12 protein-coding genes are annotated in these 13599 nt (G+C 44.4%); 3 read left to right on the top strand and 9 right to left on the bottom strand.

Features of this window, described 5'->3' with window-relative positions:
* Nucleotides 1–7 precede the first annotated feature (7 nt).
* From MKY73_RS15475 to MKY73_RS15510, 8 genes are all read right to left on the bottom strand, one after another.
* Complete coding sequence (locus MKY73_RS15475; RefSeq protein ID WP_339242635.1) at nucleotides 8–751, bottom strand: YggS family pyridoxal phosphate-dependent enzyme; 744 nt, start codon at nucleotides 749–751, stop codon at nucleotides 8–10.
* Between the two features lie 324 nt (nucleotides 752–1075).
* Entirely contained in the window at nucleotides 1076–2008 is a 933-nt protein-coding gene (gene rbsB / locus MKY73_RS15480) for a ribose ABC transporter substrate-binding protein RbsB (RefSeq protein WP_339242634.1), read from the bottom strand.
* A gap of 13 nt (nucleotides 2009–2021) precedes the next feature.
* Nucleotides 2022–2993 carry a ribose ABC transporter permease gene (gene rbsC, locus MKY73_RS15485; RefSeq protein ID WP_339302488.1) on the bottom strand — a complete coding sequence of 324 codons (972 nt, stop codon included), beginning with the start codon at nucleotides 2991–2993 and terminating at the stop codon, nucleotides 2022–2024.
* Between the two features lies 1 nt (nucleotide 2994).
* Complete coding sequence (locus MKY73_RS15490) at nucleotides 2995–4476, bottom strand: sugar ABC transporter ATP-binding protein (protein ID WP_339302489.1); 1482 nt, start codon at nucleotides 4474–4476, stop codon at nucleotides 2995–2997.
* Nucleotides 4477–4490: 14 nt separating this feature from the next.
* Nucleotides 4491–4892 (bottom strand): D-ribose pyranase, encoded by a 402-nt coding sequence (rbsD, locus tag MKY73_RS15495; RefSeq protein WP_339302490.1) that lies wholly within the window; start codon nucleotides 4890–4892, stop codon nucleotides 4491–4493.
* The gene (gene rbsK / locus MKY73_RS15500) at nucleotides 4892–5770 is read right to left on the bottom strand and encodes a ribokinase (RefSeq protein ID WP_339242630.1); all 879 of its coding nucleotides are present in this window, start codon (nucleotides 5768–5770) and stop codon (nucleotides 4892–4894) included. Before rbsK ends, rbsD begins: the two co-directional genes overlap by 1 nt.
* Nucleotides 5763–6752, bottom strand: a complete 990-nt coding sequence (locus MKY73_RS15505) for a LacI family DNA-binding transcriptional regulator (RefSeq protein WP_339302492.1) — start codon at nucleotides 6750–6752, stop codon at nucleotides 5763–5765. Before MKY73_RS15505 ends, rbsK begins: the two co-directional genes overlap by 8 nt.
* A 309-nt stretch (nucleotides 6753–7061) precedes the next feature.
* Nucleotides 7062–10250, bottom strand: coding sequence for a sugar-binding domain-containing protein (locus MKY73_RS15510; RefSeq protein ID WP_339302493.1), 3189 nt, complete (start codon nucleotides 10248–10250; stop codon nucleotides 7062–7064).
* 117 nt (nucleotides 10251–10367) lie between these two features.
* Between MKY73_RS15510 and MKY73_RS15515 the strand changes: the two genes are divergently transcribed.
* Nucleotides 10368–11198, top strand: coding sequence for a helix-turn-helix domain-containing protein (locus tag MKY73_RS15515; protein WP_339308618.1), 831 nt, complete (start codon nucleotides 10368–10370; stop codon nucleotides 11196–11198).
* Nucleotides 11199–11255: 57 nt separating this feature from the next.
* Here the strand turns inward: MKY73_RS15515 and MKY73_RS15520 are convergent, their stop codons facing one another.
* Nucleotides 11256–11669: a cupin domain-containing protein gene (locus tag MKY73_RS15520; protein WP_339302494.1), complete on the bottom strand. Its 414-nt coding sequence runs from the start codon at nucleotides 11667–11669 to the stop codon at nucleotides 11256–11258.
* A 177-nt stretch (nucleotides 11670–11846) separates the two neighbouring features.
* Here MKY73_RS15520 and MKY73_RS15525 point away from each other — a divergent pair, with 177 nt between their 5' ends.
* Together MKY73_RS15525 and MKY73_RS15530 are read left to right on the top strand one after the other, a co-directional pair.
* Nucleotides 11847–12431 (top strand): TetR/AcrR family transcriptional regulator, encoded by a 585-nt coding sequence (locus tag MKY73_RS15525; protein ID WP_339302495.1) that lies wholly within the window; start codon nucleotides 11847–11849, stop codon nucleotides 12429–12431.
* A 153-nt stretch (nucleotides 12432–12584) separates the two neighbouring features.
* Complete coding sequence (locus tag MKY73_RS15530) at nucleotides 12585–13559, top strand: DMT family transporter (RefSeq protein WP_339302496.1); 975 nt, start codon at nucleotides 12585–12587, stop codon at nucleotides 13557–13559.
* Nucleotides 13560–13599: the final 40 nt, after the last annotated feature.

Below are 13599 nucleotides of genomic sequence, written 5' to 3' on the forward strand. Positions count from 1 at the left end.
CTCTCACTTAATCATCGATGCGTGTGTTTTCATTCCAGTAATATTCGTCTGGTAAATACCGTGGCCCAAATACACTTGTTCCTACACGAATCATTGTAGCTCCTTCTTCAATGGCGACCTGGAAGTCACCGGACATGCCCATCGATAAAATATCCATTTCTACACGCGGAATATTTTTCTCTTTAATCTGATTGCGAATACGGTTTAACAAACGAAAGCAATGCCGTGTTTCTTCATTCGTTGCATTCAGTTTTCCAATGGTCATTAAGCCCTTCACGTTCAACGTTTCGAATTGAGTTAATTGTTCTACAAGCTCAATGGCTGTTTCTGGAGAGGCCCCAAATTTACTTTCTTCGTAGGAGGTGTTAATTTGCACTAGAATGTCTAGAGTCTTATTCTCTTTGAGAAGCTGGTTATGTAACGCCTGACCCAGCTTCAGACGATCTACGGAATGAATGAGCGTAACATATTTAACAACGTCCTTTACTTTGTTTGTTTGCAAATGTCCGATAAAATGCCATTCTACCTGTTTGTTTTGTTCCATAAGTGGAAATTTGTCCCGAAGTTCTTGAGCTTTGTTTTCTCCGAACAGGACCTCACCTGCTTGAATAGCCATTTGTAATTTCTCTAGCGGTACCGTTTTGGTGGCGAGCAACAAGGTAATGTCCGATATGTCACGCCCTGAGGCCTGACAGGCCAATGCGATTTGCCGTCTTACCGATTGGAGATTTTCTTCAACTAGATGCTTCATGTCATTCGCCTTCTTTCTATTCCGCACAGGAATGAATCATTAAGATAAGCTTCCTCCTTATGTATTGTGAAGATTGTGTAGAACGTCATGCTAGTATATCAATCGATGGATTGGTTATACATATCCAAAAACACTCTTTTGGAGCAATCCAAAACAATAAAAAAATACTATTCAATTGGGGTATATTTTGAAGGCTTTTAGACGCCAATAGGTCCATTTGATGTGATGTCCACACTTATAAAATGAAAAAAAGCCGCTAAATTAGCGGCTTGGTTATATCCCTATGCTCTTCTCCACAAGACGAGAAACATTGCATATCATGATTTATTCGTTCACGTTTTCCTTCGTTACCAGCTTTAATTCAGCCGGGATCGATGGCTCCACCTGCTTGCCACTGAGCACATCCAGAGCAGCTTGCAGCGCCAGTTGACCGATTAGTACAGGCTGCTGAGCGACGGTTGCCGTCAATTTTCCATCTTTAATGGATTTGATTGCATCATCATTGCCGTCGAATCCGATGACCGGAATGTCTTTACCCGAGCTTTGAATCGCTTCAATCGCACCAAGTGCCATCTCATCATTATGGGCAAATACCGCTTGCACGTCCGGATTACCTTGCAGCAAGTTCTCCATGACATTTAATCCTTTGGACCGATCAAAATCCGCAGATTGCTTGGAAACCACATCGAGTTGCTTGTCAGCCACTTCATGGAAGCCTTTACCCCGTTCTCTTGTTGCAGAAGCGCCAGGCACACCCTCAAGTTCAATAACTTTGGCTCCTTCACCGAGTTGTTCCACGAAGTATTCCGCTGCCATGCGTCCACCCTTAACGTTATCCGAGGCTACTAATGCTGCCACTTCGCCTTTGTCTGCGGAGCGATCCAGCGTAATAACAGGAATGCCCACACTATTGGCGGATTGAACCGCTGTGGAGATCGCAGCAGAGTCAGCAGGGTTAATCAGAAGTGCACTGACGCCTTGCTGAATGAGATCATCCACATCATTGGTTTGTTTGGCCGAATCATTCTGTGCATCCACCACAATGACCTGTACTCCCTGTTTTTTGGCTTCAGCCATGACCCCGTCCTTTAGTGATACAAAGAATGGATTGTTTAGTGTAGAGATCGACAAACCTATTTTCTTCTGTCCGTTACTTTTGGAAGGGTCAGGTTTGGCCCATTCCGGTGGTTCCAAAGAGCATCCGGCCAGAACGATAATCATCATCACACTTACAAGTGTTATTGTCCACTTTTTCATATATATTCTCTCCTTATGCTGTTTTCTTGCGGTCCAGCAGGACGGCAATGGCAATGACGATACCTTTCACAACCATTTGGTAAAATGAGTTTACTTCGAGCAAATTCAATCCATTATTCAGTACGCCCATAATCAGAACACCGATCAGGGTACCGACAATTCGTCCACGTCCTCCGGCAAGACTTGTACCACCCAATACAACCGCTGCGATTGCATCCAGCTCATAGGATGTACCTGCTGTTGGTTGCGCTGAATTCAAGCGTGATGTCAAAATTGCACCTGCCAAAGCAGCGAGCATACCTGTCAGGGAGTAGATCATAATTTTTACACGATTAACTTTGATACCCGAGATAATGGAAGCTTTCTCATTACCGCCGATGGCGTACGTTTTGCGGCCAAAAGCCGTTTTATGCAAAATAATCCATAGAATCATGAAGGTAATCAGCATCGTGATTGCAGGTACCGGAATGCCCAGCAGGTATCCACGGCCGAACAGTTGGAACAACAGGTTATCCCCGAGTCCTGTAATTGGATTACCATTTGTGTACACCAACGTTAATCCTCTGAATATCGTCATGGTTGCCAATGTAGCGATAAACGGAGCCATTCTGCCTTTGGTAATCATCAGTCCGTTCACCATACCCATGACACCACCGAGTGCTACCCCGATAATGATGGACAAGATTGGATCCAGACCGGACAACATCATGTTTGCTACAAAAGCACTGGATAAAGCCAGGATCGATCCAACTGACAGATCAATTCCACCCGTTAGGATAACAAATGTCATGCCAAAGGCAATCAGTGCATTAATCGAGACTTGACGCAATAAATTCAAAATATTAAGCGGTTCCAAGAAACTTGGATTCAACACCGATACGATGAGAATAAGAATGATTAAACCGAGCAGCGGTCCCAATTTTTGTATCACGCTTGAGAAACGGAACCCGCTTTTAGCCGTTTTGTTTTCCTGCATTGTTGTCATATCACTGTCCCCCTGTGGCCAATGTCATAATGTGTTCTTGTGTTGCTACTTCCCTTGCAACCTCGCCGCTGATATGTCCTTCATGCACAACTGCGATCCGGTCGCTCATGCCAAGCACTTCAGGTAGCTCCGACGATACCATGATGATTGCAACACCGCGGTCTGTCAGTTCATTCATCAATTCATAGATTTCGCGCTTCGCTCCGACATCCACCCCGCGTGTGGGTTCATCCAGAATAAGTACGCTTGGACCAATACCAACCCATTTCGCAATAACCACCTTCTGCTGGTTACCCCCGGATAGATTCCTTGCCGCCGTCTCGGAGGATTGCGTTTTGATCTGCAGACGTTTGATCAATGTATCTACGAAATCTTGTTCTTTCGAAGCGGAGATGAAACCTTTGTTTGAGAAACTGAACAGATTCGTCAACGCCATATTCTCGCGAATGGAGAAGTCTAATACCAGCCCCTCATTCTTCCGGTCTTCGGTAATAAATCCGATTCCATGTTTCACTGCATCTGCCGGTTTACGAATGTTCGCTTTTTTGCCGCGGATGAAGATTTCACCGCTATCCAGCGTATCCAAACCAAAGATTGTTCTCATAATCTCGGTTCGCCCAGAACCCATAAGTCCTGAGAAACCGAGGATTTCTCCCGCTCTCACCGTGAAGTTAATATTCTCGAACAACCTTCTGCTGCTTGCATTCCTTACTTCCAGAACAACTTCACCATAAGAAGGATTCCGGACAGGATAACGCTCGGTAAGTTCACGACCTACCATTTTCCGTACCACTTCATCAAAGCTTGTCTGTGGAATGGGCTGAGTGTCTACCGTTCTGCCGTCACGCATAATGGTAATCCGGTCACAGATCGTGAATATCTCCTCCATGCGGTGAGAAATGTACACGATGGATACTCCGTCCTTCTTCAGTGAGCTGATTACACCAAACAGTTTCTGTATCTCGCGCTCCGTGAGGGCGGCTGTTGGTTCGTCCATAATGATAACCTTGGCATCTGTCATAAGTGCTTTGGCGATTTCTATCATCTGCTGCTGCCCGACAGAGCATTCTCCCGCAGGACGTTCCAATGGGATGTCAACGGACAATTTTTCAAACTGCTCTTTGGCAAGCGCTTTCATCTGTCTCGTATTAAGAAGCCCCAAGGATGATGTCATTTCCTTGCCAATAAAGAGATTGTCCAGCACTGTCATTTCAGGCCACACGTTTAGCTCCTGATGTATAAAGGTGAGCCCTAACTTCTCTGCTTCCTTCGGACTTGCAAAATAGTTTTCTTCTCCGTCTATTCTGATGGTTCCCTGATCTCGCTCATGGAGACCAATCAGAATGTTCATCAGTGTGGATTTGCCGGCTCCATTCTCCCCCATTAAGGCATGAACCTCACCGTCTTTTAGTTCAAAATCCACTCCGCTCAGCACCTGATTGGTACCAAACGCTTTATGAATGTTTTGCATCTGAATATGCATTACGCAACCTCCTTTTAACCGAAATGGACTCCCGATTGTAAAATGCAATTGGCATACGGTGTCGCTTCGCCTGTGCGGATGACCGCTTTCACCTGTCGAGTTAATACTTTGAATTGTTCGTGACTGACGGAAGCATCGATGGCTTCCTCACTGAACTTCTCAGTGATGAATTGCATAGCTGCAGGATTGCCTTCGTAAATTTCTTCTGCCACAATAATTTTCTCAATGACCATATCTTCTGCGATAAGCTCCACGACTTCCTGAAAACTGGGTGTTCCCAGTTTGAGGGCCAGATCGATTTTAACAACTCCGTCCGGTATGGGTAGACCTGCATCCGCAATCGCAATCATGTCCGTATGACCGAGATCAGACAGAATTTTGGAGATGTGACTATTCAACATGCCGTATCTTTTCATTACAAGCTCTCCTCTACTTCATCACGCGTTGGCATGCCGCCCTGCGCTCCGAACTTGGTGACTGACAACGATGCAGCCCGATTAGCGAAGCGTATACTCTCTTGCAACGGTTGACCTTCAGCCAAGGCAACTGCAAATGCGGCGTTAAACGTATCCCCTGCACCAGTCGTATCGACTGCCTGCACCTTATAAGTTGGGACTAGAATTTCCTCTGTGCCATCAAAATAACGAACCCCTTTACTGCCTTCCGTGATGAACAGTTTGTTCGCATATTGGCGCAATGCCTGTGCCGGACTCATACCGTGAAACAAAATCTCGGCCTCATGCTCATTTGGTGTGATATATGCAGCGTTATCAATAACTTCTTGCGGCAATTTTCTCGCCGGAGCTGGATTAAGCAATAATGGTGTTCCGAACTCCGCACACATTGCACTGACATGAACAACAGTTTCCTCCGGGATTTCCTGCTGAATCAGTACGATATCTGCATTGCGGATCACTTCCGCTGCTTCATCGACATATGCAGGAGTGACTTCGCGATTCGCCGCTTCAACCACTACGATACTATTATCACCTTCCGCCAGAATGATATGAGCCGTTCCACTTTCTAAATGTGTAACCGGTTTCACATTTTGCGTATTTACAGCATTTGTTCTGAAGTTCTCTAAAATATCTTTGCCAAAAGCGTCGTCTCCTACCCGGCCGATCATCGCAACCTCGGCCCCCAGTCGCGCAGCAGCGACAGCCTGATTGGCTCCCTTACCGCCAGGGACCGTTTTGAAGCTGTCTCCGAGAACGGTTTCACCCGCCCCCGGCCGTCTTGACGAAGTAACAACCAGATCCATTGAACTGCTTCCAATTACACATATTTTAGCCATCTGATCTCACCTTTCTCGTAGTGCCCCGTTCGATGAAGCTTACGGGCAACTGTATGTTTTTATTCTTTACTGCAGCTTGTTCCACAAGCTTGATAAGTAATCCCGCCGCTTCTCTTCCCATCTCGTATGCTGGCTGATGGATGGTGGACAATGCCGGCGATAACAGGCTGCTCATCGGTATATCATCGAAACCAATCACTTGGACATCATCAGGAATCTTCCTTCCAATTCGTGAGGCCTCATGCAGTACTGCCATAGCTGCGATATCATTACTGGCAATCACCCCATCTGTGTCCGCATACTTCCTGAACAATTCTTCAGCCCATATACCTGCCTCGTTAATTGAGAATGAGGTCGTCTGGATTACCCGGTAATCTAACCCAGCATCACGGATAATTTCTATCGCCCCTTCAAAGCGATCCTGAGCTGGTCTGATCTGTGACGGTCCTTGCATAACTGTGATCCGGCGACTGCCGCGTTGGATAATCTCCCTTGCAGCTAGTCTTCCACCTTCCCTGCCATCCGCATACACGGATGGACGATCCAGTGATGTTCTATCCAAAAACACGACGGGAATCTTCAGGTTTTTATATATTGAAGAATGAGGGTAGTTCGTTGAAGAGATTACACCGACCACATTGTTCTGGATAAACGTCTGGATGTAATCCTGCTCCTTCCGTTCATCCTCATCACTGTTTCCGAATATCAGTCTATAATCCTGCTCCTGCATCCCATCCTCTACACCGCGAGCCAACTGCGGAAAGTAGGGGTTGGCAATGTCCGGCAACAACAGGCCAATCAGTTTGGACTTGCGCTTATATAATGAGCGGGCCACTTCATTTGGCGAAAAGTTAAGCGCCTTCACAGCATCTTCCACTTTCTTGCGTGTATCCGCGTGAACATAACCTCTATCATTGATGACTCTGGATACAGTGGCAACAGATACGCCCGCCAGTTGAGCTACGTCTTTAATTGTTGTCATAAGTTGCTCTCCTCTATGTGTAACCGGTTACAGATATTAAATTATCATATTACTTTCGATTTGACAAGCGCTTTCATTCTGGAAATTTCTCCAAGTCAACTAAACTCTGTTGAAAAATATACAAATCCAAGCCATACTGCCTGTTCGGCGCGCCCCAGAGCAATAGACTCAATAGATGGGACTTATTAAAAGGAACTAAGTTATTAAATAAGACTTGTCTGCATAATCCTAAAAAAACAGATTTTGAGACAAGCCTTAGAATACCAAACCTATGTTACGCTGGAAGGTTCATAAAATTCATTGCTCGGGTCAGCTGCCATAAACTTCAAATGCACAATGTCCTGCCCTAACTCCCTTTGGTAACCCATTGTATACAATTCTTACATACCTCCCCTTTGCTTCAAATTGATCCATCCGTGTCTGTACCTGTGATGTCTGTCCAGTCTGGTTAGCAACCACACGCCATTCAGTTGCATCACTTGAAACCTGAATCACATATAGAAAGTTGCCTTCCTCGTGAAATTTCACCTTGCTTCCTATGATGGAACGTTCCTGTAATAAATCCACTTGCCACCAGTGGCCTGGAGTATCATCTTCTGCCTGCCAGTAGGTTTCATCAACACCATCATTTCCGTACTTGGCATCATTGCCATAGTTCATGCTATCGCTTAGCGCTAACTTACCGCTAGCGAGCTCATGATCAGAAGTGCATGAAACAGTTCCTGTTATGGCAGGTTGCTTATTCTTCTCAAGCACTTGGCGAAGCTCATTCAACTCCATCGATACTTTGGGGGCAAATGATTCTGAGGACATATAGTCGATTAAGCTTCCGCGAAGCTGAGCTGCGACAGGTCGACTACTCATATCATTCTCGATATCCATTCCGCAGATGATCAGCTTTCCTTTTCCAATAGTGTATTCCGCAAGATTCATCAGTTTTCGATTGTGAAAAAAGTTTGGTATGATCTGAACAATTGGGTTAAATGCAATGTCATCGTTCACCACAAGAGTTACGGATCGCTCCAGCAGGTCCTTCCATGGATATTCCGCGTACTCCCTGGTCGGGAAGTTGTTCAAGGCCGGATGTTCAGAATCCACAATAATACCACACGGTGCTTCCGTTGCAAAATGCGCAGGACTCCAAAATACCGGATAGAACTTCCCTGGAATGGTGTTTCTTAAATCACTATCCTTTGCCAAAAATAAAACGGTCCCTCCCTCTTCAAGGATCTTCTCCATACCGTCGTCCAAACTTCGTTTTACCACTATGCCCTGAGGAAGTTCCTTATCCTTCCCGCTGCAATTGTATACCCAGAACGGCCATTCATTTCGTATTTTGCTACCCTTGAGTTCCAAAGATATTGTCAGTCTGTTGCTTTTCTGTATTCGATGTGTAACATCTGAAACTATGCGGCCTAAGGGCTGACCTGATCCAAGAGGAATCGTGTCTGTAAGCAGAGAACCTGAATCAAGCATGCCGCCTTGTTCATCTTCAATTGTCCACTGGATGGAGGATGGTGGAAATTCCTTTATTCCAAAATGGGCGATGTTGATCTCTGCCACGTAAAGCTCTGTATTCGTATATATCCGTTTCGGCATGCGAAGCAACAGTACCGTTGGCCCGCAAAACTCTCGAAATTGTTGAGGTTCGATCAAGCCCTTCGATTCCCAAAATGCATTAAGGAGACCTACTGTTGCGGTGCTCTGACCAGGAAAATCATGCAAATCCAGCAACTGAAATCCTCCAAGACTCGGCGTTCGCAGTGCAGCCTCGATCTCATCACGATATAATTGCATTGCAAACATGCCTGAACCGTGGACAAATGAACGAAGGTCACCAAGCAAACCTCTTTTCTTCATATCTGCTTGGATGACCTCCAAATTAACCGGACGTAACGCTCCGTTATACTTCTCTATCTCTTGTACATCCGGGTAAACAGCGTACTGTCCCACTTCATGAGAGATAACAGGTACGGGGCGATTGGCTACAGCGTCTCGGAAGTCCAGCTGAGTGGACAACGCTAATTCTTCCGGAAAATATTGTCCGCGAACACCAATGCCATCAACAGATTGGGCAATAAACAGATCATCTGCTGAATCCAGCTTCCGATCCCAGTTCGTGGTGAGCGTGTATAACCGCCTGTCATCGAACGATTTCAAGTCGTCTACCATCCGGTGCAGCAGGTCGAAGTCACCATTCAGTTCATTGCCATTACTGTAGATACAAAATGAAGGATGATTACCGTAGACTTGAGCAATTCGGCGAGCCTCCTCAGGTAAGTACGTGTAGTGCTCTGAGTGCGTACCTACTGCCATATTCCACGTATCCATCCACATGGGAGACTCGATTTGCAGGTAGACCCCCAATTGATCAGCCGCTTCGAATGCAGCTTCAGGTGGACACCATGAGTGAAAACGGATATGATTCAATCCGTAGTTCTTAGCTGCCTGAAACAGCTTGAGCCATGATTCAATGTCCATCGGTGGATGACCTGTATACGGAAAGATACAACACTCTAATGTTCCTCGCAAGAAAACAGGCCCTCCATTCATCCGCAATTCTCTATCCTTGCGATGGAAGTATCGCATGCCAAATGTCTGATTTTCTGCAATTTGAATTGGTTTGTATTTTTCCAATAATACATTTGCTTCTATTCTTAATTCATAGATATTAGGATTGAATTCATCCCACAACAAGGGGGATTCACCCATATCCATCTTCCATTCAAAGTTCTCAGAGGAGGCGGCGGAGACATGGATGCCTTTCTCTATCTCAGGAACCGCATGTGATTTTATGCCATGTTGGATATGGGCGTATATTCGTAAATCGGCATGAGCTTCAGTATCGGTTTTATTATAACATGTGCCCTTCACTACAATAGAGCGCAGGTCCGGCTTCGGGAAGACCTGTATATTACTCACCCAGAATGGCTCTGAAATATGCAGCTCCATTCGGCCTATAATCCCGTTCCAGATCGTCTGCGTCTCTTCTGTATACGCGCTCGAATGACTTCCCAGATTCTGAACATCCCGATTATCAATCCGAAGGGTGAACCGGTTAACCCTTCCAGTTTGAATAAATGTACTCACGTCATATTCATGAGCAACTGATAAACTATCTTGCTGTCCGGCAAGTTGACCGTTCACCCATAAGGAAGACTGAAACATGATCCGCTCAAGAAATAAGACAAATCGTTTTTCAACCCACTCAGCAGGTACATCGATTTTGTATTCGTACCATGCTGATCCAATATACGAATGACGCTTCCGCAGAGAACGGACCGACTCTCGATCCATCTCATCGCCCCATTCGGTTACGTCTCCAATCCCATTGACTGTTAGCGTACCAGGCAGTGTTATCAAACTTTTCGATTGGGAAACAAACGACTCATACCATTGTTCGGTTTCACCGATATCTTGGGGATCCAGTACATATTTCCATTCCCCCGCAAGTTGAACTATCCTCTTGTTATGCTCTTGATCTGAAATGCGGCTCACCTCTTTCTTTCATCCATATAGAACGCTTTCATTTCATGTCAATCTCATATATTATTTTAGAATATGTAGGGAAGCGAAAGGAATGAGGATATGGCTAACAAACCAGATAATCCTGCTATGTTTCATACAAAAAAACAATACACGCATCCTCCCGGTATTCTGGTCTCCGACCATTATATTCAATCTTATGGGTACTCTTGTTATCGTCCCCAAGGCACCAAAGATTGGCTAATCATATATACATTATCGGGTAAAGGAAGTATATATAATGGGACTAATGGATACCTAAGCTGTGAAGAAGGGACGTTGACTATCGTATCTCCCGGAATCACACAGGACTACTTCACCGAGCAAGGGTTTATTTGGAATAAAATGTGGGCTCATTTCATGCCGCGTCTGACCTGGATGGATTGGATACCTTCCAGTAATACAGATGGTCCTCTAATTCAACTGACTATCCAAAACGACAGTTCCCGAAAAGCGATCGAGTCGGCTTTTTCCAGAGTAATCTCTTACAGATTATATGGAGATTCTATTTTGAGGGATGAGCTAACACTGAACGCATTGGAAGAGATTATTTTGTTGGTAGCAAGTCACAATCCATCGAAGAGAGAACTGGATTCACGCGTTCAGGAAGTATTGAATATTATAACCCGAAATTACATGGATCATATTCTAATCGAAGACTTGGGAAAGAGTGTGTGTTTATCTCCCTCGCGTTTGTCTCATTTGTTCAAAGAACAAGTAGGCGATTCCATTATGGAAACATTAATGAAATATCGCTTTCAGCAAGCTGAACAATTACTAAAACATACCATGCGACCCATTACGGAAATTGCATTGGCGGTCGGCTTCCCTTCACCGGACTATTTCTCGCGACAATTCTCTAGTCATTACGGAGTCACGCCGTCGAATTATCGCAAAAAATTTAGGGAAGGTATGCTCTGACTTGCGCTAGTCGCAACTCAAACAGCATGCCTCCCCTGTGTTTACAAGATTATTTGTTTATTTTGTAGCATTTTCGTACATTACATCTGTAACAGGTTCCAGCCACTCTGGTGTACCTGCAGTAATTGCAATATGTTCAAACCAACTATCTTTAGCGGCTCCATGCCAGTGTTTCACACCATCATGAGTCACAATAACGTCGCCGGCTTTTAGGAATTGAGCAGGTTTGCCTTCTTCCTGATACCAACCTTCCCCACCAGTTACTAACAACAGTTGAAATCCACCGCGATGAATATGCCAGTTATTTCGGCATCCCGGTTCAAACGTCACATTTCCAACACCCACATTCACTTTGGGATCAGCAACTAAGGATTGGAGATAACTTTGCCCTACAAAATATTGTGCATATGCTTCGTTTTTTTCTCCTACCGGGAATATTACTCCATGTTGAACTTCTTCATATTTAGCCATTTCATTTCCTCCAATGTGATCTTATTGATTAATGCGTCCTGCTCCTATGTTGACCTAAAAAATGATTACACACATACGTGCGATATCGCACATTCGTGTATAATATAAAATAATTGCACTGCCTCTGCAAGGATCAAATCAACCCGATCTGTGCCTTATGGCGCAAGGAGACAACATTTGTGCAATTACTCTCTGGAAAGAATGGTGATTACTATCGTTTCTATCACAGATCGAAGAGTACTTAAGTCACAGGAAGCTATCAAATCCGCTTTTATTAGACTTATAAACGAGAAACCTTTTGACACCATTACGATGCAAGATATTTCAGATCATGCTAATGTCGGCCGCAGAACGATATATCATCACTATTCGGACAAATTTGATTTGCTGGATAAATTAATCGAAGAACATATTGAAGAACTAAGAAGATTATGCAAGGAAGCATCCGATCTGGATTTTATAGAAAGCAATCTACTTTGGTTCGATTATTTTGAAATGCACTATTCATTTTTCTCAGCTATGATACGAAGTAAAGGGGCCCCCTTTTTCCGCAGTCGCTTCCTCGCTCTCGTCATCGAAGAACTGGAAGATGAGGTGAAATTAACAGAGGAAAAAAATAAAGGACTAACGAAAGATGTCATCCTTACGTTTTTTGGTACAGCTATCGTTGGCATAGTGGAATCCTATTTCACGAATGGGTTACCCCGGCAACCTCACTTTGTTGCAGAACAAGTTGGTATTTTATTAGAAAGAAACTTATAACAATGACGCCTCACGAACCGCTCCTTCTTACCAATTTTCCCACCTGGAGAGCGATTTATTAATTATCATTACAAATATTAGCGATATGTGATATGGTCAGGAAAGTTAATAGCTTCATACATATGAGCATGAAATGCGAGGAGAAGATTGAAAGTGATAGAGAGAAATACCCTTGAAAACCACAAACCGAGTAAATTTAGTGATCCCATTTTCGTCATGCTTATAGCGAGCCTTTGCTGCTTGTTATGGGGTAGTGCGTACCCGTCCATCAAACTTGGATATATCGCATTTAACATTCTGCCGGAAGACATTGCTTCCAAATACGTCTTTGCCGGATATCGATTCACACTGGCGGGCTTGCTGCTATTACTCTTGTCTCGTATCGTTCGAAAAGAGAAGCTTCAATTATCCAGGACTCAGTGGACAAGCCTTATCATGTTAGGTATACTGCAAACCGGTTTGCAGTATATGTTTTTCTACGTTGGCGTAGCTAATACGACGGGCGTCAAAGGTTCCATTATGAACGCAACGACGACCTTCTTCAGTGTTGTTCTCGCCCATTTTATCTATAAAAACGACAAATTAAGCAGAAATAAAATCGTTGGTTGCTTGCTCGGATTCGTTGGCGTCATTATCGTAAACTTCCATACCGATCTGCTTACTTTTTCCTTTTCATTTACAGGCGAAGGTTTCATTATTTTAGCAGCCCTTGTGTTTTCCGTTACAGCCCTTTACGCAAAACGTCTCACCGCGACCATCGATGTTCTAATCATTACAGGGGTCAGTCTGTTCATCGGTGGACTGGTGCTTACGCTGTTAGGTCTATTACTCGGCGGACGAGTCACTCATTTCACCCTGGAATCCACCAGTAATTTGATCTATTTGGCCTTGCTGTCATCCGTTGCATTTTGTCTATGGAATATGCTTCTTAAGTACAATAAGGTCGGAAGAGTATCTGTATATAACTTTCTTATCCCTGTGTTTGGTGCATTGTTATCAGCGTTATTCCTCGGCGAAACGATCTTGGAATTGAAGAATCTGGCCGCATTGTTGTTCGTATCCGTTGGCATCTACTTGGTTAATCGTGTACGTTCTGTACAAAGCGCCGATAACACGCCAATAAAATAACTCATAGTGCATCTTATGGACATTAAAAAAAGCCGCTAAT

The sequence above is a fragment of the Paenibacillus sp. FSL R5-0519 genome, from assembly GCF_037974275.1.
Lineage (GTDB): Bacteria > Bacillota > Bacilli > Paenibacillales > Paenibacillaceae > Paenibacillus.